Origin of the sequence: Lewinella sp. IMCC34183 (assembly GCF_003390915.1) — a bacterium.
Taxonomy (GTDB): Bacteria; Bacteroidota; Bacteroidia; order Chitinophagales; family Saprospiraceae; genus Neolewinella.
In genome coordinates, this window is record NZ_QMEM01000007.1 from 39,768 (window position 1) to 63,736 (window position 23,969).

At 63.7% G+C, this 23,969-nt stretch carries 13 protein-coding genes; 1 reads left to right on the top strand and 12 read right to left on the bottom strand.

Going from position 1 to position 23,969, the window contains the following annotated elements:
• Window position 1: 1 nt before the first annotated feature.
• Window positions 2–988, bottom strand: coding sequence for an FAD binding domain-containing protein (locus DQG19_RS15220; RefSeq protein WP_116127143.1), 987 nt, complete (start codon window positions 986–988; stop codon window positions 2–4).
• A complete protein-coding gene (locus DQG19_RS15225; RefSeq protein WP_116127144.1) occupies window positions 981–1,520 on the bottom strand; it encodes a (2Fe-2S)-binding protein in 540 nt (179 codons plus the stop codon). Before DQG19_RS15225 ends, DQG19_RS15220 begins: the two co-directional genes overlap by 8 nt.
• Window positions 1,521–1,715: 195 nt before the next feature.
• Here DQG19_RS15225 and DQG19_RS15230 point away from each other — a divergent pair, with 195 nt between their 5' ends.
• A complete protein-coding gene (locus DQG19_RS15230; protein WP_116127145.1) occupies window positions 1,716–2,348 on the top strand; it encodes a LysE family transporter in 633 nt (210 codons plus the stop codon).
• Between the two features lie 51 nt (window positions 2,349–2,399).
• Here the strand turns inward: DQG19_RS15230 and DQG19_RS15235 are convergent, their stop codons facing one another.
• The 10 genes from DQG19_RS15235 to DQG19_RS15280 form a co-directional block, all read right to left on the bottom strand.
• Window positions 2,400–3,176 carry a ThuA domain-containing protein gene (locus DQG19_RS15235; protein WP_116127146.1) on the bottom strand — a complete coding sequence of 259 codons (777 nt, stop codon included), beginning with the start codon at window positions 3,174–3,176 and terminating at the stop codon, window positions 2,400–2,402.
• An 89-nt stretch (window positions 3,177–3,265) separates the two neighbouring features.
• Window positions 3,266–4,726, bottom strand: a complete 1,461-nt coding sequence (locus tag DQG19_RS15240; protein ID WP_116127325.1) for a RagB/SusD family nutrient uptake outer membrane protein — start codon at window positions 4,724–4,726, stop codon at window positions 3,266–3,268.
• Between the two features lie 20 nt (window positions 4,727–4,746).
• Entirely contained in the window at window positions 4,747–7,731 is a 2,985-nt protein-coding gene (locus tag DQG19_RS15245; protein WP_116127147.1) for a SusC/RagA family TonB-linked outer membrane protein, read from the bottom strand.
• A 9-nt stretch (window positions 7,732–7,740) separates the two neighbouring features.
• The gene (locus tag DQG19_RS15250; RefSeq protein WP_116127148.1) at window positions 7,741–9,933 is read right to left on the bottom strand and encodes a glycoside hydrolase family 3 N-terminal domain-containing protein; all 2,193 of its coding nucleotides are present in this window, start codon (window positions 9,931–9,933) and stop codon (window positions 7,741–7,743) included.
• A gap of 90 nt (window positions 9,934–10,023) precedes the next feature.
• Window positions 10,024–11,409: a glucoamylase family protein gene (locus tag DQG19_RS15255; RefSeq protein ID WP_116127149.1), complete on the bottom strand. Its 1,386-nt coding sequence runs from the start codon at window positions 11,407–11,409 to the stop codon at window positions 10,024–10,026.
• Window positions 11,410–11,476: 67 nt separating this feature from the next.
• Window positions 11,477–14,206, bottom strand: a complete 2,730-nt coding sequence (locus DQG19_RS15260) for a T9SS type A sorting domain-containing protein (RefSeq protein ID WP_116127150.1) — start codon at window positions 14,204–14,206, stop codon at window positions 11,477–11,479.
• 29 nt (window positions 14,207–14,235) lie between these two features.
• Window positions 14,236–16,107: a glucoamylase family protein gene (locus DQG19_RS15265; protein ID WP_116127151.1), complete on the bottom strand. Its 1,872-nt coding sequence runs from the start codon at window positions 16,105–16,107 to the stop codon at window positions 14,236–14,238.
• Window positions 16,108–16,231: 124 nt separating this feature from the next.
• Entirely contained in the window at window positions 16,232–18,925 is a 2,694-nt protein-coding gene (locus tag DQG19_RS15270) for a triple tyrosine motif-containing protein (protein WP_116127152.1), read from the bottom strand.
• 232 nt (window positions 18,926–19,157) lie between these two features.
• On the bottom strand, window positions 19,158–20,759 hold the full coding sequence (locus DQG19_RS15275) for a RagB/SusD family nutrient uptake outer membrane protein (protein ID WP_116127153.1): 1,602 nt from the start codon (window positions 20,757–20,759) through the stop codon (window positions 19,158–19,160).
• 6 nt (window positions 20,760–20,765) lie between these two features.
• Entirely contained in the window at window positions 20,766–23,864 is a 3,099-nt protein-coding gene (locus DQG19_RS15280; protein ID WP_198661767.1) for a SusC/RagA family TonB-linked outer membrane protein, read from the bottom strand.
• Between the last annotated feature and the right edge of the window lie 105 nt (window positions 23,865–23,969).

A 23,969-nucleotide genomic window follows, 5' to 3' on the forward strand; every position in this document is an offset into this window, starting at 1 on the left:
GCTATTTGCTGTCGTTGTCGCGGGCAGTCGTCAGGGCGCGCACGATCGCGCGCTTGGCCAGCGGAATTTTAAAATCATTGTGTCCGTGCCCCTGCGCGCCGCTGAGGAGCGCTTCGGCGAGGGTACGGAAGCTTTCCTCCGTGGCGGGCTTACCCACCAGGCGGGATTCGGCGGCCGGGTCGCGCCAGGGTTTGGCGGCCACGCCCCCCAGGGCGACGCGCACCTCCTTGATCGTGTCGCCGTCCAGCTCAAGACAGGCGGCTACCGACACCAGCGCGAAGGCGTATGACTCGCGGTCGCGCACCTTCAGGTAGGTGGAATGACCCGCGAAGCCGGCTTCCGGCAAGTCGATGGAGGTCACCACGTCCCCCGCCTCGAGGTTGGTGTCGCGCTCGGGGTGCGCCCCGGGCAGGCGGTGGAAGTCGGCCAGGGGGATCCGCCGGTCACCACCGGAACCCGTCACGTTGACCGTGGCGTCCAGCGCGGCTAGGGCCACGCACATATCGGAGGGATGGGTGGCGATGCACAGGGGGCTGGTGCCGAGAATGGCCAGAATGCGGTTCTGCCCTTCCATGGCCGGGCAGCCGCTGCCGGGCTCCCGCTTGTTGCAGGGCGATCCGGTATCGTAGAAGTAGTAGCAGCGGGTGCGTTGGAGCAGGTTGCCCCCGTTGGTGGCCATATTGCGGAGCTGGGTGGAGGCTCCGCTCAGGATGGCTTCGGCCAGTACCGGGTAGCGTTCCTTCACTCGCTCGTCGTAGGCCGTGGCGGCGTTGGTGACCAGGGCGCCGAGGCGTAGGCCGCCGTCGGGGCCGTCCTCGATCTCCCCCAGGGCCAGGCGGTTGATGTCGATCAGGTGTTCGGGGTTCTCGACCCGGTACTTCATGAGGTCCACCAGGTTGGTACCGCCGGCGATGATGCGGCCGCCTTCCGTAGCGACCCCGGAAGCCTCGGCCACCGATCCGGCGCGTTGGTAGGAGAAGTTATTCATGGTCGGAGCCGGATTGTTTCGCGCCCTGGAGTTCGGCGATGGTGTTGTAAATATTGGTGTAGGCCCCGCAGCGGCAGAGGTTGCCGCTCATGAGATCGCGAATCTCCGCCGGGCTGTTGCCGCGGTCGTGCTCGAGCAGTGCCACCGTCGAGCAGATCTGCCCCGGGGTGCAGTAGCCGCACTGGTAGCCGTCGTTCTCCAGGAAGGCCTGCTGTACGGGGTGCAGGGTACCGTCCTCGGCGGCCAGCCCCTCCACCGTGACGATCTCGCTGCCCTCCTGCATGACGGCTAGGCACAGGCAGCTGTTCACGTTCTCCCCGTCGCGGAGTACGGTACAGGCACCGCACTGTCCGTGGTCACATCCCTTCTTGGTGCCCGTCAGGTGCAGCTGCTGGCGCAGGGCATCGAGCAGGGTGGTCCAGGGACTGAGGGATAGTTCGTGTTTCTGGCCATTGACGGTCAGCGTGATCTTGTTCCGGTGGGGGGCGGCGGGGTAGCCGTTCTCCGTAGCGGACTCGGTATTGGAGGACATGAGGGAAAGATTTGCCGGTGCGCGCGGGGCGCGGTGTACCGGTCCAACGGAACATTTCCCGGCTTTGCTCACTTTTGGGAAAGATTAAATTGGCGGCGCTTGTCTGCGGTACGGCCATCCGGGCCGGCAGGCCACGATCGGGGAAACCCCGCGGTCGGTGCGGCGGTTAGGGTTTCTACCTAATCCCGTTCCGACTTGCCCCTGCTCACCGCCTTTTTTCTCGGCTTGCTTTCCTCCTTCGGGGCCGTGCTGCCCCCCGGTATGCTCAACCTTTCGGTGGCCACCTGTAGCCTAGAGGCCGGCCGGAACAAGGCGATCCGCTACGCCGCCGGCATCTCGGTGGTGTACTTCGTACAAACGGCCGTCGCTATTGTGGGTGCAAATTACCTGCGGCAAAATCCGGATATCCTCGACCTGCTCAGCTGGTGGGCGATTCCCGTGCTCGCCTTCCTAGCGGCTTACTTCTTCTTCAAGTGGTGGCGGGAGCAACACGCGGACGTGAGCGTGGAAGAGCAGCGGGAGCGGGACGACGTGGTCAACCCTTTCCTGGAAGGCATCAGCCGTTCGCTGCTGAATTTCCTGGCCATCCCCTACAACTTCGCCCTGGGCAGCTGGCTGATGTCCGACGGCATACTCGACGTATCGGTGGCCGCCAAGTCGCTCTTCGTAGCGGGCGGGGCCGCGGGTGCGATGGGTTTGCTGACGGCATACGCCTTCGGGGCCCGCTGGATAGACAACCACGCCCACGTACTCACCCGCCACGTCCACCTGATCGTAGGGTCGCTGTTCGTACTGCTGGCGGGTATCCAGACCTATCGGATGTTGTGAGCCGGGTTTGCCCCGTTCCCGGGCTCTCCCCCGCACCCGCGCTCCGCCGCCCTACTTGGTCGTGGAGACGCCCCGGCCCGTGGCCGCCCAGTAGATGCCACCGTAGAGGTGCTCGAGAAAAAAGTCGTCCTGGAAGGTCTCGTCGATGTGACCCAGCGCGGTGTAGAAGGCGCGGCCGCCGTCGAACTCGTGGTACCAGGCGATGGGGTGCAACTCACCCATCCCCTCGGTCTTCTTCGCGCCCCAGTCGGCGGTGGCGTCGTAGGTGCTCTCGTCCACGGTAAGGACGTAGTTAAGGCCCTCCACGGTGGCGGGCTGGAAGTCGTACCATTCGTCGGTCCACAGCATCCGTTCCGGCCACCGCTGGAGGCCGGGGAAGGAGCCGTCGCGGACCTGCAGCATGGCCGTCTGGTTGCGGGGGTGCACGTTGAACATGTGGCCGACGAGGCGGGTGTACCACTCCCAGTCGTACTCGGTATCGGAGGCGGCGTGAATGCCGACCCAGCCCTTGCCCGACTGGATGAACCGCTCGATGGCGGCCTGCTCCTCGTCGTTGAAGACGTCGCCGGTGGTGTTCAGCATGATGATCACGTCGTAGTTGGCCAGCCCGTCGTCGTTGATGGGCAGGGCGTCCTGCTGGCGGTCGAGGCGGAACTGGTGGCGCTGGGCCAGTTTCTGCAGGGCGGGGATACCGGCCGTGATGGAGCCGTGGTGCCAGCCGGCGGTCTCGGTGATGAGCAGCGCCCGGAACTGCTGGGCGCTAAGGAAGCCGGAAGAAACCGTCAGCATGACGGCCAGGAGGAGGTGGAAGACGGATCGACGTTGCATTCGGACAAGGTACGTGGTGTAGCGGAAATAAAAAACGGGAGCGCGGTCGGCCGACCGCGCTCCCGTTGCCTTTTTCGGGTGCTTACCCACTAGTTGTAGCCGGGGTTCTGCTCGAGGGCGCCCTCGCTGAGGTCGATCTCCGTCTGCGGGATGGGGAACAGCTCGTTCTTGTTCTGGGTGAAGTTGGGCCGCAGCGGCTTCATCACCTCGAAGGAACGGTTGGTGCGCACCAGGTCGAACCAGCGGTGCTGCTCGAGGGCCAGCTCCGAGCGGCGCTCGCGCCAGATGGCCTGCCGCAGCTCACCCTGGTCGGTAGTGGTGACGTCGGGCAGCACGTTGGCCCCGCCGCGGGCGCGGGCGCGGACCATGTTGAGGTACATAAGTGCCTCTTCCTGCCGGTTGAGCTCATTGAGGGCTTCGGCGGCGATCAGCAGCAGGTCGGCGTAGCGCAGGATGCGGATGTTGCCGGGGCCGTTGCCGTTGCCGCCCGGGTGGTCGGTCACGAAGGCCTTCTGGTTGAAGCGTTCGCCGTCGATGTTGGGATCGCCCTCCACGATGCCGGAGCCGTCGGGCAGTACCTCCCCTACGTAAAGAATGGTGGCATCACGTCGCGGGTCGCCGGCTTCGAAGGAAGCGGCCAGGTCGTCGCTCGGGCGATTAAAGCCCCAGCCCAGGTTGGGGACGCCGCGCACGCCCTGTACCTCGTTGTACTGGCTGCCGCCGCCGCCGATCTCGAAGGCTGCGGCCTGCACCTCGAAGATGCTCTCGCTGCTGTTCTCACCCTCCTGGGTAAAGATGCCGCTGAAGGTGGGGTACAGCTCGTACCGGCCGCTGTTGATCACTTCCAGGGACAGGTCGGCCGCCCGCTGCCAATTGCCGCGGGTGAGGGCTACCTTGGCCAGCATGGACTTCGCCGCTCCGCTGGTCGCACGACCGATATCGGCGGCGGCGTAGCTCGCCGGCAGGGCGCTGATGGCCGTCTGGAGGTCGGACTCGATCTGGGCGTACACCTCGCCGGCCGAGGCCCGGGCGATCTCGAAGTTGGTCGGGAAGGGCTCGAGGAGCAGGGGTACGCCGCCGAACCAGCGGACGAGGTTAAAGTAGAAGTAGGCCCGCAGAAAGCTGGCTTCTCCGTTCAGGCGGGTGCGCAGGGATTCGTCGATCGCCGGTACCTCGGGCAGGTTTTCGATCACGAGGTTGGCGCGGAAGATACCGGTGTAGTACCCCGCCCAGACGGTGCTGGGGGCCACGTTGGTGGGCGCGTAAGTAAACTGGTCGATCTCCTGGAGGAAGAAGCCGTCGGAGGGCGTACTGCCCTTGTCGGAATCGTCGCTGACGATGTCGGTCATGCCGATGAAGGAGAATACGTGGGTTTCCCAGCTCCGCAGCTGATTGTAGACGGCGTTTACCGACTGCACGGCCTGTTCCTCGGTCTGGAAGAAGTTGTCAAGGGTATACTCGCCCTGGGGAGTCCGGTCGAGTACGTCGGTACAGGCCGGGGCACCGGCCACGAGCAGGGCCAGTACCAGAAATTTATAGAGAGGTTGCATGGTTTGCATGATGGGGGGCATTAAAAGGTGACGTCAATACCAGCGGTGATGGTGCGGGCGATGGGGTAGATATCCCCGCGGTCGATGCCGTTGTCGAACACCGATCCGTTGTAGATCTCGGGGTTGTAGCCGGTGTACTTCTGCGAGGTGACCAGGTTGGTCCCGTTGACGTAGACGCGGAGAGACTGCATCCGCAGGCGGTCCGTCAGGGCGGTGGCGAAACGGTAGCCGAGGGTGACGTTGCGCAGGCGGACGTAGGAGCCGTCCTCTACATACAGCGAGGAGAGGTTTTCAAAGTTTGGTCCGCCGATGGTCGCCCGGGGAATGACATTGCTGCTGCCCTCGCCGGTGAAGCGGTCCAGCCAGCGCTGCTCGTAGTTGTAGGCTCCGAAGCGGGCCATCTGCTTGGCGTTGATTACCTCGTTGCCGAACTGACCGGTCACGTCGAAGCTAAGTTCCAGGCCGGAGTAGGAAAACGAGCCGTTGATTCCCAGGGTCATATCGGGGATCGCCGAGCCCAGGACGACGCGGTCGTTGGCGGCGTTAACGACCCCGTCGCCGTTGACGTCGCGGTAGATGATGTCGCCCACCTGCTGCCGGCCGTTCAACTGCGCAAACTGCCCGAGTTGCTCCTCGTTCTGGAACACGCCGATGGCCTCGTAGCCGAAGAAGGAGCCCGCCGCCGTTCCCGGCTGTGAGTTGGTACCGAGTTGGCCGCCTACCCCGAGGGCACCACCAAAGCGATTCTGGGTATTGCCGTCGAGCGTGACCACTTCGTTGTGCACGAAACTGGCGTTGGCCCCCACCGAGTAGCGGAAGGTACCGGTGCCGGCGCGCCAGCTGGCGGAGAGGTCCAGGCCCCGGTTGAGTACCTCGGCGACGTTGCGCACGGCGGGGTCGGCACCGATGTAGTCGGGGATGGGGGCCGGAAACAGTACCCCGCTGGTGAACTTGCGGTATACGTCGGCCTCGAAGAGGAGCTGGTTGTTGAACAGGCCCACCTCGACGCCGAGGTCGGTCTGTTCGGTTTCTTCCCAGCGGAGGTCCGGGTTGGCCAGGCTGGATACCGTAGCTCCGGGCAGCAGGACCGGTTCGCCGCCGAATACGGCACCGACCCCGCTGGCGACGCGGGGGATGTAGTCGAAGTCACCGATACGGTCGTTACCGGTACGGCCCCAGCTGGCCCGCAGCTTCAGGCGGCTGACGGGGCCGCCGTCGTTCCAGAAGTCCTCGTTGCTGATGTTCCAGCCCAGTCCGACGGAGGGAAAGAAGCCGTAGCGGTAGTTGTCGCCGAAGCGGCTGGAGCCGTCGACCCGCCCGGAGACGGTAATGAGGTAGCGGCTGTCGAAGGTATAGTTGAGGCGGCCGAGGTAGCTCACGAGTCCCCAGTTGCCACCGCTGGTACCGTTGCTGTTGGTGGCGGTGGTGACGTCGCCGGAATTCAGGTAGTAAAAGCTCGGATCCTCACCGATAAGGTCCTGTCGGGTACCGCTGATGAACTCACCGAAGTTATCCTGATAGGTGACGCCCGCCACGCCGTCCACGTGGTGGATACCGAAGTCGTGGGCGTAGTTGAGGGTATTCTCCCAGAGCCAGTTGCGCCGGTAGGAATTCGATACGCTGATGTCGCTGATGAGGTTCTGCTGGCTGGGGCTTACCACGAAGACCGGGGAGAAGTTGCGGTTGCGGTCGTAAACGAAGTCGATACCGAAGTTCGTCCGGAAGGTAAAGTCCTGCAGGAAGCGGACATCGGCGTAGGCGTTACCCACCGCGCGGTAGGTCTGGCTGCGGTTGTTGGTGTATTCGATGGTGGCCAAGGGGTTGCCGGTATTGCCGATCGCGGACACGTTGCTGAAGTTGCCCGCCGAGTCGCGGGGTACCGAAATGGGGTCGGCCCGGTAGGCGGTAGCCAGGATGCTACCGGTGGGGACGTTGTCGGAGGTGTTGTAGCCCAGGCTGAGGTTGCCGGCTACGGTGAGCCAGTCCTTCACCCGGCGGGTATTGTTGATGCGGGTGGTGAAGCGGTCGTAGCCCGACCCCTTGATGATGCCCTCCTGCTTGTAGTAGTTGGCGCTCAGGTTGAAGCTCGACTGTTCGCCCCCGCCCAGGAAGGAAAGCTGGGCGTTGTAGATGGGTGCCTGCTGGAAGATGACGTCCTGCCAGTTGGTACCTTCCCCGTACTGTTCCGGGTTGGCGAAGCGGGGCTGCCGGCCCGCGTTCACGTCTGCCTCGTTGATCAACGTAGCGTACTGGGTGGCGTTGAGCACGTCGATCTGCCGTACCACTTCCTGGGTACCGGCGTAGGCATTGACTGTGATCTGGCCTTCGCCGTCGCCCTGCTTGGTAGTGATGATGATCACGCCGTTGGCGCCGCGGGCACCGTAGATGGCCGTGGCGGATGCGTCCTTGAGGACGGACACGCTCTCCACGTCCTGGGGGTTCAGGAAGGAGATGTCGTTGAGGATCATGCCGTCGACCACGAAGAGCGGGTCGGCATTATTGAGCGTACCGATACCGCGGATGCGGAAGATCGCGTCGGCACCCGGGGCGCCCGATCCGGGGATAATCTGCAGGCCGGAAACCTTGCCCTGCAGGGATTGCCCCAGCGACTGCGTCGGGATATCGGTCAGCTGCTCGGCCTCCACCACGCCGACGGCCCCGGTGAGGTCGTCCTTCTGCTGGATGCCGTAGCCGATGACAACTACCTCCTGGAGTACCTCACTCGCTTCACCGAGGACGATGTCGATCGTGGTCCGCCCCCCAATCGCCACGCGCTGGGGGGAAAAACCGATGTAGGAAAAGGACAGGCTGTCGCTGCCGGCCGGAACGGTGAGTTCGTAGCGGCCGTCAAGGTCGGTAATGGTACCGCTACCAGTACCCGGCACCTGTACGCTTACGCCAATCAGGGGATCGGTACCGTCCGTGACGGTACCGTCGACGGTCACCTGCGCCGCCGCCGGGGCGGTCAGCAACAGGGCCAGAAAGGAAAATAGAAGTGTCTTCATGATAAATTATTATTCCAGGGTCAGGGTTAGGGGGTTGGCGGCGCGGGAATCTCCGCCCACGTAGAGGCGGTACTCACCGGGCTCGGTGCCGTAGGTCATGTCCTGCCGGTAGAAGGACAGGTCGTCGTTGGTCAGGTGGAAAGTGACGGTACGGGTCTCGCCCGCGGCCAGCTCGATCCGTTCGAAGCCCTTCAGTTCCCGCAGGGGACGGGTGACGGAGCCGACCACGTCCTGCACGTACAGTTGGACGACGGTGGCCCCGTCACGGTCACCGGAGTTGGTGACGTCCACCGTGACGGTCACGGTGTCGTTGCGGTTCACGGTAGCGCTGGCCAGGCTGGGCGTGCCGTACTCAAAGGTGGTATAGCTCAGGCCGTAACCGAAGGGGTAGAGCGGGTCGTTACTTTCGTCGAGGTATTTACTGGTGTACTTGTTGTTTTCGTCGCGCGGGCGGCCGGTGTTCTTGGCGTCGTAGTAGAGCGGCACCTGCCCCAGCGAGCGGGGGAAGGTCATCGGCAGGCGACCGGCGGGGTTGTAGTCGCCGAAGAGGACGTCGGCTACGGCGTGACCGGCCTCAGTGCCGGGGAACCAGGCTTCCAGTATCGCGGAGGCTACCGAGTCGACCCCGGGCAACGCCAGCGGCCGGCCGTTAAAGAGGACAACCACTACGGGTTTGCCAGTCGCGGCGAGCTGCCGGATGCGGTCCTCCTGATCGCCGGGCAGGGTGATGTCGGCGCGGCTGGCCGCTTCCCCGCTCATTTCCCAGGTTTCGCCGGCGGCGACGACGATGATGTCGGCGCGGCGAGCGCTGCGCACCGCCTCGGCCATATCGGCCACGTAGGTAACCTCCGCTCCGTCGCTCGCCGCGTCGCGGATGCCGGTCAGGAGGGTGATGCAGTCTTCGGCACGTCCGTCGCCGTGCCAGGCGCCGAGCATGTCCGCCTGGCTGTCGGCCAGCGGTCCGGTGACGAGAATGCGACCCCGTTCGGCGTTGAGGGGCAGTGCATCATTCTCGTTTTTCAGCAGCACCAGGCTCTGGCGAGCGATCCGCCGGGAGGCTTCGCGGTTGGCTTCGGTGAGGATATTCTGCGCCTCGCGCTCGGTATCGCTGTAGCGGTAGGGATCGTCGAAGAGGCCCAGGGCGTACTTCATCCGCAGGATACGCCGTACGGCGTCGTCCACCCGCGCCATGGGTACCTCGCCGGAGCGGACCTGCCCGGCCAGTTTCTCGTAGAAGACCGCCCCCTGCATGTCCATGTCCACACCGGCCTTTACGGCCAGCAGTCCGGCCTGGGCCGAGTCGGCGGCCACGCCGTGGGGGATCATCTCGTTAATGCTGGTGTAGTCGGTAACCACGAAGCCCATGAAACCCCACTCATCGCGCAGGATGTCGGTAAGCAGGTGGTGGTTGCCGGTGGCGGGCACCCCGTCTACTTCGTTGAAACTGGTCATGAAGGTGGCCACCCCGGCGTCAAGTGCCGCCTTGAAGGGGGGCAGGTAGGTTTCGCGGAGCACCCGTTCGGAAATGTCGACGGTATTGTAGTCGCGGCCCGCCTGGGCGGCGCCGTAGGCGGCGAAGTGCTTGGCGCAGGCCAGGATGGTGAGCGGATCGCTCAGGTCCTCACCCTGGAAGCCGCGCACGCGGGCGGCGGCCATCTTCTTGCCCAGGTAGACGTCCTCGCCCGAGCCCTCCATCACGCGGCCCCAGCGGGGGTCGCGGGCGATGTCGACCATCGGGGCGTAGGTCCAGTGGAGACCGGCGGCGGCCGACTCCCGGCCGGCAATCCGGGCCGCCTCCTCGGCGGCCTCGAGGTTCCAGCTGGCGGTTTCGCCCAGCGGGATCGGAAAGATGGTCCGGTAGCCGTGGATCACGTCGTACCCGAACAGGAGGGGGATCCCGAGCCGCGTTTCCTCCACGGCCATCCGCTGCAGGTTGCGGTTGTAGTCGGCGGTGTGGGCGTTGAAGATGGCTCCGAGGCGACCGGTACGGATATCGTCCTGGTAGCCCTCTCGGATGGTCGGCCCGGTCACGGCCCAATCGCTGGTGAACAGGGTCATCTGCCCGACCTTTTCCTCGAGGGTCATGATGTCCAGCAGGCTGTCGATGCGCCGCTCGTGCGTGGCGTTGTACCAGTAGGGCACCTGCTGCGCCGCCAGTGTCCAGGAGGCGAAAAGAAGGCCAAAAATTGGAATGTATTTCATATCTATCTGATTATCAATTCACTATTCCACATCGGATGTGCCGCACATCCGATGTGCGGGACATCCGATGTGCGGAGGCCGCACGCGCCGTCACATCGTCAGCCAGCCCCCGGTGAAGCCGGCGCGTTCAAGTCCGCGGCGGATGTAGGGGTTCTTCTTCATCAGGTTCCAGACGAGCTCGCTCCGGTGGTTCTCCAGCTGGATGAGGATCGGTCCCTGGTCGATGCCCAGGTAGTCGACGTCGTACCAGCCGCCGGCGTTCCCCTCCCCGTAGGTGTAGGTGGGGTTAAAGGCGTCCTTGAAGCCGTAGGGTCCGATCAGCCGATCGTACTGGGTAGTCCACATATGCTCCAGGGCGGCCAGGCACTCCTCGGGGGCGAAGGGGACAGATCCCCCGGCCGCCGTGGGTGCGATCGTTCCGTCGTCGATGATGTGGTCGGCGGAGGCGCCGCGTGCGCGGTAGCTGAAGAACTCGACCGCCTTTCCCTGCCGGACGGTATCGAGGCTCCCGGGGCCGTCGCAGGCGGTCAGGCCCCACTGGTTCGGGCCGTAGCCCACGAAATTGCCGGGGTTCTCCATGCAGTAGGCCCGGTTGCTGAGCGTAGCCTTGCGGCTGTTCTCGAAGTAGTCGCTGTCGTGCTCGCGCATGTAGGCGTCCTGAATGCCGCGGAAGTCGATGTACATCTGGCTGTACTGGTGACCGAACAGGGGGGTAAAATTGAGGTGGGCGTACCCCTGGAAGATGTCCCATTCGTAGCCCTCCGTCCAGCGGTCCCAGGCATTGTCGGGCAGGGGGTGGGTCGGGGAGCCCAGGCCGAGCACTACGAGGATCATCGCCTCGTTGTAGCCGTTCCACTCCGCGGGGATGAAGCCGCGGTCCGGGCGCCAGCCCATGCTCATGCGGCCCTTTTCGTTCAGGCTCCAGTCCCACTCCACCCGGCGGTACAGCTGGTCGGCCAGCTCGCGGATCCGGCGCTCGTCGGGCGTGTTGCGGTCGAAGTAGCTCATGGAGGAAAGGATCCCGGCCATGAGCAATCCGGTATCGATGGTGGATAGCTCCACGTCGCGGTAGCGCAGCGCGTCGTCGTTGTTGAGGAAGTGGTAGAACAGGCCCTTATAGCCCGCCACGCCGCTTGTCTCCGGCCCCTGGGGCAGCGACCACAGTTTCTCGAGGGTCAGTAGCGTGCGCTCCGCCGCATCGCCGCGGGATACGTAGCCCCGCTCCACGCCTACGAGGTAGGCCGTAAGCCCGAAGCCGGTAGCGGCGATGCTGCTGAAGCGGTCCGTTGGCCACCGGTCGGGGATCTGGTAGTTGTCCTCCAGGGCCGTTTCCCAGAAGAAGTCGAACGTGCGCCGCTGTAACTCATCCACGCTGAAGGCGCGGGCCGCAGCTTCCGGCCCGGGACGCTCGGTAGCGGCGTCGGGCGACCGGCAGGCGCCGACGACAAGCAAGGACAGCAGTAAGAGGTATTTCATAGTTTCTGTTAAATGAAGCCTCCGGACGGATGCGGCATCCGTCCGGAGGTTCGATCGGGATCAGGGATTAGCGCTTCAGTACGACCGAGCGGGCTACGAGGCGTCCCTCGGCATCCTGGGCGGTCAGGAGGTAGGTGCCCACGCGGAGGTCACCCACGTTCCACTCCACCTGCGTCCGCGCACCGTCCGCACGTAGTTCCTTCACCTGCTGGCCGAGCATGTTGGTCAGCGTGAAGTGAACGGCGCCGTTGGGGTTTTCGATGGTGAGCTGGTCGTTCATCGGGTTGGGGTAGACGCGCAGCTTGTCGACCGTGATGGGGGTAAAAATGCCGGTGGCGTCGTTGCAATCGGCACCGCCCAGGGCGATGTCGTCGAAGTAGTACGTCATGTTTTCGTCGGGGATCTCCGTGTTGTTGAAGATCAGGGTGATACGTTCGTAGGTTGCCCCGTCGAGAGCGGGCGTAAGGTCGAAGGAAAGCTCCTGCCACTCCCCGGGCGTGGTGTAGGCGGCCACGATATCGCCGGTGGTGGTGGGCTCCATGTCGCCGCGCTCCAGTTTGAAGGCCACGGAGGATTCCATGGGCATCCAGACCTTCATGGTCGCCGACTTGTTGCCGGCCGAGAGGGTGATCGGTGCGTTGAGGTCCAGGGCCAGACCGGCCCAGGGCTGGCTGCCGTCGGCGGCCTCCTCAAAGAGGGCTACGTTATCGCTGGTATTGATGCCGGACTTGTCGGGGTTCTCCACGATGATCAGCCCGTTGTCGGTGTATTCACCGTTCTCGAAGTAGCTGCCGGCGGGGAAGCTCAGGGCGTCCGATTCGAAGGTTGCCACGCAGCTCATGTCGTAGGCGGGCAGGCCGAGCCGTAGGTTGTCGATGTAGTAGGTGTTCGGAGTGGTATTATTCGTACCGGCACCGAAGAACATGACCAGGCGCGAGTAGCCCATACCGGCGTAGGGGCTCAGGTCGACCGTGTAGGTATTCCACGCCCCGACGGAGGGGATATCCTGGAAGATTTCCACCGCAGCACCGGTGCCCCCCTCCAACTTGAAGAGGATCCGTCCCGCCACGGGGGCCCAGATGTCGGCGTAGAGCTGATCGTTGATGCTAAGATCGATCTCCTCGCCGAAGTCGATCACCAGGGAGTTGAAGGCACCGGCCTGGTCGGCGAAGGCTCCTACCGTGGGGCTTTTGTTGGCGGAACCGGTTCCACCCGCGGGGTTGGCGACTACGCTCAGGAATTCCGAACCGGTCGTGTAGTTCGCGTTGCGCTGGCACTCGAAATCATCCAGCACGCTCGGGTCGATCTCCACGTCGGCACAGGGATCGACGGTGGCCAGTCCCTGGGTCAGGTTGTCGAAGTAGTAGGTGCCGGTACCGGTAGTGTTCGGTGCAAAGAGGATGGTCACGCTGGTGAAGTCCGTCACGCTCTCGCTGCCGGCGAAGGTGAAACTCAGCGTCTCCCAGGTATTGGCCGCCGTCACCGTGGCGGTGGCATTCACGCGGCCGGCGATGGGGCTGTCCAGCTGCAGGGTCACCTCGGTATTGGCGGCGGGGGCCCATACGTCCAGGTTCAGCTGGGGGGCTCCCGTCAGGTCCAGTCCGCCCACCAGTGTGGCATTCAGGGCGGCGAAGGGGGCCGACCCACGGGTGTACGAGCCTACATTGGCGCTGGTATTGCCGTTCATATCCGGGTTGGCGATGGCGCCGTTGAAGGTGCCGTTGTTGCCACCGGCAGTCGTCCAGCTCAGGCGGGGGCCGTCCTCGAAGTCCTCGATCGCCTCGGCGGGGGGCGGGGGCGTCAGGGTGATGTCGTCGATGTAGTAGACGTCGCCCGCGGCGTCTTCCACGCCGGCGTTGAAGAAGAATACGATGCGGGTGTTGCCGGCCCCGATGCGGGGACTAAGGTCTGCGCAGACTTCCACCCAGGTACCGGTCTGGGTGATCGGGACGCGCTGCTCGTAGATGGTGCCGCCCTCCAGTTTGAAGAGCAGATCACCGGTCACCGGGGCCCACACCTTCATGCAGAGGTAATTGTTGGTCGCGAGGTCGACGGGATCGTCGTAGTCGATCACGAGGGCGTGGAAGGGCCCGTCGCGGTCCGTGTACTTGACTACGGTGGCACTCGTATTGATGCCGGTCGGGTCGGGGTTGGCCACCACTTCCAGGTCGTCGTAGCCGATGCCGTAGGTGGCGTTACGCTGGCACTCGAAGTCGTCAAGTACCGTAGGGTCGGTCGCCGTACCGGCGCAGTCGCCCGCCGGGGAAACCGTGAGGTTATCGAAGAGGTAGGTGCCCGTGCTCATTTCCGTGCCCGGGTCGAAGAAGAGGATGATGTTGTTCAGGCTGTCCAGGCCGGCCCCGTCGCTGAAGTCGAAGGTGTAGGTGCGCCACACGCCCGCGGTCGGAATGTTGACGGTCTCTTCGATGGACTGCCCCGTACCGGGGGAGTCGCGGCGTTCCAGTTTCAGGATGAAGCTGGTGGGGGCGCTGGCGTACACCTGGATCGAGAACTGGTTGTCGGTGCTCAGGTCGAGGGTATCCGTCAGTTCCGCCACGAAGTAGCTGTAGGCCACCTCACCCTTCGTGTAGGAGCCCACCGATTCGCTGGTGTTGGAGGTGGAGTTCGGCGTAGTGGTATTGAGGGTGTCCACGGGGTTGTCGATGACCGCGAAGCTGCCCTCGTAGGCGTTCCAGGGCAGGTCGGCGGTACCGCCCTCGAAGTCCTCCAGGACCGTCTGCGCGTTCAGCAAGCCGAACCCGGCGACGCAAAGGAAAATAAGTAGAAGTCGTTGCATGATAGTGTCGATTTAAAAGCGAAAGGATATTAGCGCGAAAGCACGAGCGGCAGGGAGACACTCCCTTCCGCTCCGGTGATCGTGATGAGGTAGAGGCCGGCGGCGGGGCGGGTGCGCGGGTGCAGCGGCAGCTGGTGCGGCCCGCCCGTCAGGGCCGCGGCGGGCAGCAGGGTTTCGAGGGTGCGCCCGGTGAGGTCGCGCAGGGTCACGGTGACCACCTGGGGGCGGGACAGCGTGAGTTCGAGGCGGGTACCGTCCACGGCGGGGTTGGGGAACAGGCGTGGCCGCCGGGCCAGGAAATCCGGCACGGTGGCCGCCGCGGTAGTGGCGGTGTCCTCCACGAAGCCGACCGCGGCGAGGGCCGGGGCGATTTCGGGGCTCGACATGAAGAGGTCCCACAGCAGGCCGCTGCGGTAGTTCTCGATCATGACGATGATGGGCCCCTGGTCGATGGCGAGGTAGCTGTCGGCGTACCAGTCGCGGCCCACGTTGAAGGCGTCGTAAAAGCCGTAGGGCCCCCACAGCCGAGCGCCCAGGTCGCGGTAGAAATGCTTGAGGGCACGCAGGCTTTGCTCCGGCGTGTAGGGCATGCTGCTCAGGGCCGCGGTGGGGGAGATCGTGCCGTTGTCTACGGTTGCGTTGTCCGGCGCGTGGGCCACGTAGCCGTCGGGGTCGTCGCTGGCGGTGAGGCCCCAGCTGTCCGGGCCATAGCCCGCGCGGTTGTAGGGGTTGGCCTGCACGTGTTCGTAGTTAATCAGCGTCTGGTTGGTATTCCGCTCGAAGTAGTTGACGTAGCGGTCGCGGATGCCGCGGGGGTCGAAGCCGAGGTAGCTGTAGTGGCTGAAGAAGAGCGGTCCGCCTTTGTCGCGTCCTACCAGCAGGGGAATACCGTAGAAGGTGGCATCGGTAGTGTACCCCTCTCCCGCCCAGCCGGTATGGTACAGCGACGGCGGGATCCGGTAGGCCGGGGTGGGGGCCGCCATGGCCAGGAGGTAGACGATGTGGGTCTCGTTGAAGCCGCGCAGGGGTAGGTTGATGGCGAAGCCATTATTCGGCGACCAGTGCCAGTACAGGACGTCCTCCACCGATTTACGGTACCAATTCCAGTTGACGCCCTCCCAGAGCGCGTTGATCTTGTCGCGCAGCTCGTTTTCCTTGGCGTTTTCGCCCGTGAAGTACTGTCGCGAGGTCAGCAGCCCCTGCACCAGAAAGGCCGTTTCGACGAGGTCTCCGCCGTCGTCCAGCGGGCTGAAGGGAATCACCGCTCCGGTACTGCCATTCATCCAGTGAGCGAAGGCACCCCGGAACTTGGGCGCGGCCGTCAGGAAATCGACGATCTTACCGGTGCGTTCCAGGGCCTGTTCGCGGGTGATGAAGCCCCGTTCGGCGCCCACGATCAGGGCCATCAGTCCGAAGCCGGTGCCCCCCGAGGTGACGGTGCTGGTGGTGTTGCGCTCCCGCGCCATCCCCGAGACGGGGTGGCCAAATTCGTAGAAGTAGCGCAGGGTGTACTCCTGGACCATATCCAGCAGCGCCGAATCGCTCATGGCGTAGGTGGTGGCCGTCACCGTATCGGAGGGCTCCCCCAGGCGGCCGTCGTTGGTCACGGCCCGTAAAAAATAGCGGGTAGCTACGTCCGTGTCGCCGACGAAGTGGATGAACCGGTCCTGGGTCAGGTTGTCGCTCCCCAGCACTACGAAATCCGCTCCCTTGGCCGCACCGTACACCCGTACGTTGCGTACGCTGGGGTTGACGGGCCGCTCCCAGGTCAGCTCAATATGGTGGTCAAACGCACGTGCGGCAAGACCGGCCACGGGTGCGGCCTGCCCGGTGAGGGCCAGCGAAAAGGCAAGGAAAAGAAGTCCGAGAAGCCCCCGGGCAGCAGGTAAAGGTTGAGGCATATTTGATCGACTTAGCAACAACTGTGCAGGATATAACCCGCGATTAGCTCACCAAGGTTCTCTCAGAAACCCCATATATCCTAGAATTCCACCTCACCAAGACTACGCCATGTGAATAAATTGCTCACAATTGCTGCAAATACATATTCAAATTAGCATTCGAATCCAGGCCCATCTTTTTACGCAATCGGTAGCGTTTGTTTTCCACGCCGCGGACCGAAATGTGGAGCAGGGGTGCGATCTCCTTCGAGCTCAGGTCCATGCGGAGGTAGGCCGCCAGGCGCAGATCGCCCGCGGTGATATCGTCGTGGGCCGCACGCAGCCGCTTGAAAAATTCTTCGTGCACCTCATTGAAGTGTACTTCGAAGATGGCCCAGTCCTCCTCGTGGTCCAGGTTGCGGTCGATCAGGTGCAGGAGCCGGTCCGGTACGGCGGCCCGTTCGAATTCCTCTTTGAGGTCCAGCAGCATCTCGTTTTTCTTGGCCAGGGTCAGGGTCGTGTTGGCCAGCTCCCGGCTTTTGCGTTGGTTTTCGGTTTCGAGGATCTCGTTGCGGGCCTCGATGCGCTGCCGCTGGAGCTGTCGCTGGCGGAGGGTTTCCAGCTTGCGGGCCTGCCGCTGGAGCTGTTTGTGGTGCTCCCGGTAGAAGGCGTAACACACCGCGACGGACAGCAGCGCGTACAGGAGGTACGCCCAGACCGTACGGTACCAGGGGGGAAGCACCGTAAAGTCGACCGCTTCCTGTAGCCCGTACCAGTCCGTCTGCACCACGAAGCGGTAGTTTCCCTCTTCCAGGCTGGTGTACTCGCGCTCCCCGCGTTCCGACCATTCCGACCATTCCTCCTCCAGTCCGATCAGCCGGTAGCGGTATCGGACGTTCCGGTCCAGCGCGGGCAGCGCAAACGTGAAGGCCGGGTTGTTTTTCAGGTAAGGCAGACGGATTTCTTCGGCTCCCGCGCCATGGTCCTTTAGCTCGAGCAGGAGCTCCGGCCGGGGCGGGCGGGTGGAGTCGACCCGGTACACCGTAAATCCGTCTTCCAGGCCGAGCAGGTATTCCCCGTTAGCCAGGGCGGTCAGGTAGGGGTACCCCCGCCGCAAACGGATGGGGTAAGCGGCCAGCCGCTGATGACCGCGGTATACGGCGATCCGGTCCGGCGCCACCACGAACCATTCCCCGCTCCCCGCCCGCCCCGGCAGCAGGTAGTCCGCGGGCCGGGGCCGGTAGCCACGAAAGTGCGTCAGGGAATCCAGGCGGCGGTCCCGGTAAGCGTAGATTCCCTCGTCCGTTTGCACCAGCAGCGTATCCCCGAACCGGGCCAGCAGCGGGCGGATGAGGTCGGGCTTGCGGAGCGTGTCTACCCCGGTGATGCGATCCCAGTCGTCCGAAAGGGATATCCGGTACGCGCCGCGCGCGCCGTGGAGGGCAAGTACTTCCCGCGCCCCGGTTCGTGACAGGTACCGCAGCGGAGCGAGCAAGCCTTCCACGCGTTGCTCCGCACCTGCGTCCGCGCCCAGGTTCAGTACGCTCAGCCCCGCGTAGTTGGCCTGCAGCCACCTGCTGCCGCCGTCCGTGTCCAGCCTTTCCGTTTGCCAGCCTCCCGCCCGGTCGGATACTTTCTCCGCCCGGCCGTCACGGACCAGGTAGGTACCGTTATTGTGTCCGCAGAGCAGGCCATACGGGGTAGACCGCAGCTCCCAGACCTGACCCTCCGTGCCCGCCAGCAGCACGAAGCCCACCGCGACCGAATCGTAGCGGTACAACCCCTGGTTGGTGCCGAGGTAAAAGGTACCCGCGTGCTCCACCGCCGCGTAGGCGGCTCCTACGGGCCGGTCGCCGGACCGGTAAAAGCGTAAGGGTTCGCTGCGGACGATGAGGCCCAGGCCCCGGTCGAGGCCCGTCCACAGGTTGCCGCTCCGGTCTTCCAGCAGGGCCAGTACGGTATTGTTGCTCAGTCCGTTGCCAAACCCCACGCGGTAGCTGAGGGTGCCCGCCGCATCGAATACGTAGACGCCACTGACGATCGTTCCCACCGCCACGTCCCCGTTCCGCAGTACCGACAGGCGATTGATCTGCTGTCCGGCCAGCAGGCGGTCGGCAGCGGGCGACCAGCTCTCCAGCCCTTCGCCCCGGTAAACGTAGACCCGGTCCTCCGTAGCCACCAGCGGCCGGTCCGCGGGGCCGGCCACGCCAACGATCGCCCGCCCGCCGGGGTCGCTGTCGGGCAGCAGGACGGGTGCCGTATCCGCGGACTGCACCAGGATACCCTCGCCGGTCACCGGCAGCAACAGTTGCTTCCCCACGCCATGGGCGAACATGATCCTGCCGGGCTGTTCGGAGCGCAGGCTGTCGCCCACCAGCCAGTAGAGGCGGGCAAAGGACTGAAAGGCCACCGTACCGTCGGCCAGGGGTTCGATGTTCCAGATCTCCTCGCCGCGCTCGTCGGCGGGCAGGCGGGCGGAAAGGGACACGTAATCGCCCAGGCCACCCCCGCGTTGCCGGAAGTAGCCGAACTCCCCGTAGCCTCCGACGTAGAGCCGGTCGTCGGCCCAGGCTACCGCCCGCACGGTGGGCCGGGCGGGCAGCTGATGTACGCTCCAGCTGACACCGTCGAAGCGCAGCACGCCCCCGGAGTTGGCTACGTACAGTACCCCCTCGGGCGACTGCGTCAGGTCCCAGTTCTGGTTTTCGGCCCCGTAGTCGGCCTCGGTAAAGCTCCGGGTGCGGGGGTTGAGCTCCCCGTAGGCCCCCACTCCCGCCCGCTGCGCGCCTGCCGGAAGGCAGACGGCCAGGAGCGACAGTATGAGTACCCAGGGTTGCATCGACTAGAACGTGTGGCGGCCAAGGTAGCGCCTGACCGGCGTACCGCCGGGCGTGCTCAGGCACCCCGTCCGCCAGTTGTCACTTGCTTCCGCCGAGGTGGGCGCGGGCCGGGCCGGATACATAGTAGTTACACAATGCGCTTACCGGGGGTAGGTCCCCGAACGCAGCGTCCCGCCTACCTCCGGGGAGGTAGGCGGGACGCGCGCGGATTCGTACTGCGGGGTAGGTACCCTAGTAGTCCGGGTTCTGTACCAGCTCACCGTTACGCTGTAATTCCTGGTCGGGCAGCGGCAGCAGGAGGTGCTTCTCCTGGAAGGTGGAGCCCCAGGTGCTCTCGTGACCGATCAGGTCGGCGAAGTTGATCTCGCCGTTGCCCACGGCCTCGGGGTACTTGCGGGTGCGGATCATATCAAACCATATCTTGAAGTTAAGGGCCAGTTCGCGGTTGCGCTCGGCCCAGACCTCCTCGACAAACTCCTGAACCGAAAGTCCGGACAGGGAACCGCTGATCTCATCGGCGGTCTGCATCCAGTAGGCGCGGCTACGGACCTGGGTGAGGTAGCCCACGGCCTCGGCGGTTACGCCCTCCGATCGGGCGATGGCTTCGGCGGCGATGAGGAGTACCTCGGGGTAGGAGTAGGCCGCTACTTCGAGTTCGGAGTTGGCGGGGTTGGCGGTGCCGAAGAGCGCCCCATCGTCGTGCCACAGGTACGGCTGCCAGCGGAAGGTGGTCGTATCTCCGGTCTGGGGGTCGACAAAGGTCCGGTGCCAGAATTGCTTGTTCTGCATACGTAGGTCTTCCGACGCGTCGTACATGGCGATGAACTGGTCACGCGGCTCGTAGGCCTGGTTGGTGATGCTGTATTTGGTCTTGTTCGTAAGGGTTACCGGATAGGTGTAAGCCGCGTAACCCGAGCCGGCAATTGCGAGGGTAAACTCAATGGGGTAGACGAATTCCTGGGCAATGGCCTCCGGCGCCTGTTGACGGATCTTGTTGTAGGCACTGTTCGCCGGAATGAGCTGTCCGGTGGAAGTGACCGCGTTCTGGACCAGCGAATGCGCGTCGCTGTTGATCACTAGGCGCGCGGCCGTAGCCGCGGCGGCGTAGTTATCGTTCTGCTGCGGGAATCCGCTACGGGTCAGTTGCACGTCGGCCAGGAGGGCGGCGGCGGCGGGGCGCGAAACGCGGTAGCCATTGGTCACCATGTTCTGGTTGGCCAGGCCGGCCGAGTTAACGGCGAAGTCCAGGTCCTGCACGATCAGGGCGTAAATATCGTCGGCCGAGTTACGGGGCCGGTAGATGTCGGCGGTCGATTCGTAGGGCTCCGTGATCATTGGCACGTCGCCAAACATCCGCACGAGCACGAAGTAGGCCCAGGCACGGAAGAAGCGCGCTTCCCCGAGCAGCCGGTTGACCTGGGTGTCGCTAAGTCCTTCGGTCGTGGGAATGTACTTGATCGCGTTGTTCGCCCGGCTGATCTCGCGGTACATCTGCGACCAGTAGGTATTCAGGATCGAGTTGGAGTTGATGGCGTTGAGCTGCAACTGCTGGGCGAAGCCGATATAGGCATACTGTCCTTTATAGTTGTTTTCAAAGAAGCCCGAGAGGTAGGGGCCGTACATAATGTCACGGCCGTTGTACACGCCACCGTTTATCCACAGGCCGGGGGCCCCGTCACGGTAGAGCGCGTTCACGGCGTTCTCCGCGTGCGCGGGCTCGGTGAAAAACTGGTTCAGACTGGCTTCGCTACGGGGCTCTTCCTCGAGGAAGTCAGAGCAGGAGTAGCTCATACCGCCCAGTAGCAGGAGAGCTGCTAGTTTGATATAGTGCATGGTTGCTTAGAATTTGAGGTTTAGGCCGAAAGTGAAGGAACGGGGGCGGGGATACTGGAAGAAAAAGATGTTCTGGCCCCACTGGTTGCCGCCCCACGACGTAGCCTCGGGATCCATCCCCTGAAACTCGTCGGAGTTGACCACGAAGAGGTTCTGCGCGTTGACGTACAGCCGCAGGCTGCTCATGCCGATGCGGTCCAGGGCATTCCCGGCAACGTTGTAGCCGAGGGTGAAGGCGTTGCCGCGCAGGTAGGAGCCGTCCACGACCCAGTGGTCGTCCACCTCGCTGTTCTGACCGGCCCAGGCCTGGTGGCGGATCTGCTGCACCATGGTGTTCTGGTTTTCCGGCGTCCAGGCCTCGGTGAGAATGGTCCGCAGGCCGTTGGCGATACCGGAGCGGTCTTCGGTAGAGTGGTAGTACTGCTGCATGATGTCGGCACCGAGCGAGAATTGCAGGTCGACGGTCAGGTCGAAATTGCCCAGCGTGAAGTTGTTGATGAAGCTGCCGGTGACGTCGGGAAGCCCGTGGCCGATGATCTCCTTTTCGGTGGTCCGCTTGGCCTCTCCCGGGATCCGGCCGACCTCGGCGGCCGCGTCGGCCTCGCCGGTGTTCCAGGTGCCCAGGCGGCGGTAGCCCCAGAAGGAAGACAGCGGCTCACCCACGCGCAGGATGGTCTGGCTGCCCGATACCCAGAAGGGGCCGGACTCGATGTCCTCGTTGTTCTCGCCCAGCTTCTCGATGCGGTTCTTGTTGTAGTTGAAGTTCAGGTTAGTGCTCCAGGCAAACTGGGGCGTGGTGACGTTCTGGGTGGAGAGCAGCACCTCGATGCCGCGGTTGGAAACCGAGCCGATGTTGTCGAAGTACGAGCCGAAGCCGGTGGTCTGCGGCAGTGGACGTTCCAGTAGCAGGTCGGTGGTGAGCTTGTAGTAGTAGTCCATCTCCAGGTTCACCCGGTAATTGAACAGGGCCAGGTTGAAGCCCACGTCAAACTGCTGGGTCTTTTCCCACTGCAGGTCGGGGTTCGCCAGGCCATTGATCACGGTGCTGGTGACCCGCTGTGCGTTGATCAGGGTAGTACCCGAGACCACGGTAGCCAGCGACCGGTAGGAGCCGATCTCCGTATTACCCGTGATACCGAAGCTGGAGCGCAGTTTCAGCTGGCTGATGGTGGGGTTACCGGCGAGGAATTCCTCATTCGAAACTACCCAGCCCACGCCTACGGAGGGGAACCAGCCGTACTTGTTACCCGCACCGAAGCGGGAGGAGCCATCGACCCGGCCGGTCAGCGTCAGGAGGTAACGGTCGTCGTAGCTGTAACTGCCACGCAGGAAGTAGGAGTTCATCGTCCAGTCGCTGTAGCCGGAAGTGGGCGCCCCGGGCTGGCTGGCCGCGCCGAGGTTGTTGAAGCGGAAGAAGTCGTCGGCGAAGCCGCGGGCGGTGATGCCGTAGCTTTCGTCGGTACGCTTCTGGAAGCTGAAGCCGGCCACGCCGTTGATGCTGTGCTGGCCGAAGAGCTTGTTGTAGTTCAGGTAGTTCTCCTGCTGCCAGTAGACGACGTTCTGGGTGCTCTGACTGGCGGTACCCAGCGGATCGGAGATGTTGATCAGGTCGCGTGGGCTGTAAAACTGGAACAAGCGCTCGTGCTTGTCGAAACCGAACTGGGTGCGGAAGTTGAGCCCCTCGGCGATATTGAACACCAGGTAGGTGTTTCCGAAGAGCTGGGTGCGCTTGGCAAGGCGGTCCTGCGTTTCGAGCACGTGGACCGGGTTGGCCATGGCCTCGAGGTTGAAGTTGCCGACGAGGTCGCTGCTTTTGGAGTAGGTACCGTCGGGGTAGCGGACCGGGAAGATCGGGGGCATCTCGATCATGGTTCGGCGGGGCGACTGTCCGCCGCCGCCTTCCTCGAAGCTGTTTTCCTTCGTAACGTTGGTCAGGATGTTGAAGCCAAAGGTCAGCCAGTCCTTAGGGTTGCCCTCGTAGGCTACCTTACCGTACAGCCGGTTCAGGTAGTTGTTGAGCATGATCCCTTCCGTGCCGGTATAGTTGAGGAACACGCCGTAGGAGGAGTTGCCGGTGCGCTGTTGGACCGAGAGCTGATGGCTATGGCTGACCGCGGTACGGGTTGCCTCCTCCTGCCAGTCGGTGTCGTAGAGGGGATCACCGTTCTCGTCAAAGAACAGGGGGTTATCGAAGGCGATGCCGGGGTTTTTTCCGTTGGGGTACTTGGGAGCGTTCTCAATACCGCGTTGGACGACCTCCAACCACTCGTCGGCGTTGAGGACCTCCATTTTCTTGCGCAGGGTACCGGCCGAAACGTAACCGTCGTAGCCGACCACGATACCTTCCTGGTTGGGTCCGCGCTTGGTGGTCACCAGGATCACGCCGTTGGCGCCCCGGGAGCCGTAGATGGCGGTGGCCGAAGCGTCCTTCAGCACCTCCATGCTCTTGATGTCGTTGGGATTGAGGAACTGGATGTCCTCCATGACTACCCCGTCCACCACGTAGAGGGGGGAAGAGTTGGAGTTGATCGTTCCCAGGCCGCGAATAAGCACCCGCGGACTACCGGTGGGAGAACCGGAGTTCAGGAAGATATTTACGCCTGCTACCTTGCCCTGCAGGCCCTGCAGCGCGTTGGTTACCGGAGCCTTCAGCAGTTCTTCGGCGCTGACCACGCCGATGGCGCCGGTCACGTCCGATTTGCGCTGCGTACCGTAGCCGACCACGACCACCTCGGAGAGGGACTCGACGTCAGTGGACATGTTGATGACTACGTTGCTCTCGCTGGCGGGCACCGCAATCTCCTGTGTTGTGTAGCCGATCGAGGAAATAACCAGGGTGACTTCCCCGTCCGGAACGGTAATGGAGAAATTGCCATCGACGTCGGTGACCGTGCCGGAGGTGCCGTCCTTCACCCGAACGGTAGCTCCAATCAGGGTTTCCCCCGTACCGGCATCGACGATCTGCCCGGTGAGAACGCGTTCGACCGGAGGGTCGGCATAGAGCGGGGGGGAAGCGGACGGACCGCGGTCGGTAGGAGATATCGACGTACTCAGTTGCGTACCGTAAACCGGGCCACTGAGCAATATGATAACTAATCCCGCCAAACAGAAAGTAAATCTACTAGTGAGGTTGATCATACCTTGATAATTGGGAAAGGTGGGGAAATACAAAACATATACATGATATGTCTATCAAGGCAATATATAAGC

What these genes read in the sequence shown, in the direction of transcription:
- DQG19_RS15235 (WP_116127146.1), bottom strand. Translation starts at nt 3,176, where the DNA reads ATGCAACGTCGATCCGTCTTCCACCTCCTCCTGGCCGTCATGCTGACG.
- DQG19_RS15220 (WP_116127143.1), bottom strand. Translation starts at nt 988, where the DNA reads ATGAATAACTTCTCCTACCAACGCGCCGGATCGGTGGCCGAGGCTTCC.
- DQG19_RS15275 (WP_116127153.1), bottom strand. Translation starts at nt 20,759, where the DNA reads ATGCACTATATCAAACTAGCAGCTCTCCTGCTACTGGGCGGTATGAGC.
- DQG19_RS15255 (WP_116127149.1), bottom strand. Translation starts at nt 11,409, where the DNA reads ATGAAATACCTCTTACTGCTGTCCTTGCTTGTCGTCGGCGCCTGCCGG.
- DQG19_RS15250 (WP_116127148.1), bottom strand. Translation starts at nt 9,933, where the DNA reads ATGAAATACATTCCAATTTTTGGCCTTCTTTTCGCCTCCTGGACACTG.
- DQG19_RS15260 (WP_116127150.1), bottom strand. Translation starts at nt 14,206, where the DNA reads ATGCAACGACTTCTACTTATTTTCCTTTGCGTCGCCGGGTTCGGCTTG.
- DQG19_RS15245 (WP_116127147.1), bottom strand. Translation starts at nt 7,731, where the DNA reads ATGAAGACACTTCTATTTTCCTTTCTGGCCCTGTTGCTGACCGCCCCG.
- DQG19_RS15225 (WP_116127144.1), bottom strand. Translation starts at nt 1,520, where the DNA reads ATGTCCTCCAATACCGAGTCCGCTACGGAGAACGGCTACCCCGCCGCC.
- DQG19_RS15240 (WP_116127325.1), bottom strand. Translation starts at nt 4,726, where the DNA reads ATGCAACCTCTCTATAAATTTCTGGTACTGGCCCTGCTCGTGGCCGGT.
- DQG19_RS15270 (WP_116127152.1), bottom strand. Translation starts at nt 18,925, where the DNA reads ATGCAACCCTGGGTACTCATACTGTCGCTCCTGGCCGTCTGCCTTCCG.
- DQG19_RS15265 (WP_116127151.1), bottom strand. Translation starts at nt 16,107, where the DNA reads ATGCCTCAACCTTTACCTGCTGCCCGGGGGCTTCTCGGACTTCTTTTC.